The following is a 733-nucleotide window of genomic DNA, read 5'->3' on the forward strand; positions in this document are numbered from 1 at the left end:
GAGTCGGCTAAGCAGTCGCTACAAGCTTCAGGTGTCTATGACAAACCTGTCGTGATTGAAATCGTTCCTGCCAGCGAATTTTATCCAGCAGAAGAGTATCATCAAGATTACTATAAAAAGAATCCGTTACGTTACAAAGCCTATACTTTTAACTCAGGTCGCTATCAGTTTATCGAAAGTGTATATGGCAAAGACTATGAACTGGACTTTAGTCAGTTTAAGCCCACTTCTACTAGTGCAGAATCAGGAGTAGTAGCTCAAGAGTCGACAGCGAACGCTTTGGCAGAGACAACAAGCTTGGGTTTTAATCCGAATAATTTTGTTAAACCTGCACAAGATGAGCTAAAAAAATCGCTGAGTAACATTCAATATAAAGTCACGCAAAAAGATGATACAGAGCGCGCTTTTGATAATGCTTATTGGGACAATAAAGAGCCTGGATTGTATGTAGATGTGGTGTCTGGCGAGCCATTGTACTCTTCACGTGATAAATACAAATCTGGTACAGGCTGGCCAAGCTTTACTCGACCGCTTGATACAAGCCTTGTCGTAGAAAAAGCAGATCGAGGTATATTTGGCACTCGTACCGAAATTCGTAGTCGCTATGCTGACTCGCATGTGGGTCACGTCTTTGATGATGGCCCAGCACCTACTGGCAAACGCTATTGCATGAACTCAGCGGCGTTGCGTTTTATTCCATTAGCGCAAATGGAAAAAGAAGGCTATAGCCAAT

The 733-nt window shown here is 42.7% G+C and carries 1 protein-coding gene; it reads left to right on the plus strand.

Annotated elements, in window-relative coordinates; all coding sequences use genetic code 11:
• On the plus strand, positions 1-733 hold a 733-nt coding region (gene msrB / locus ACS8FD_RS20205), incomplete at both ends, for a peptide-methionine (R)-S-oxide reductase MsrB (protein ID WP_439277181.1).

It is taken from the genome of Psychrobacter sp. 1U2, from assembly GCF_051847575.1.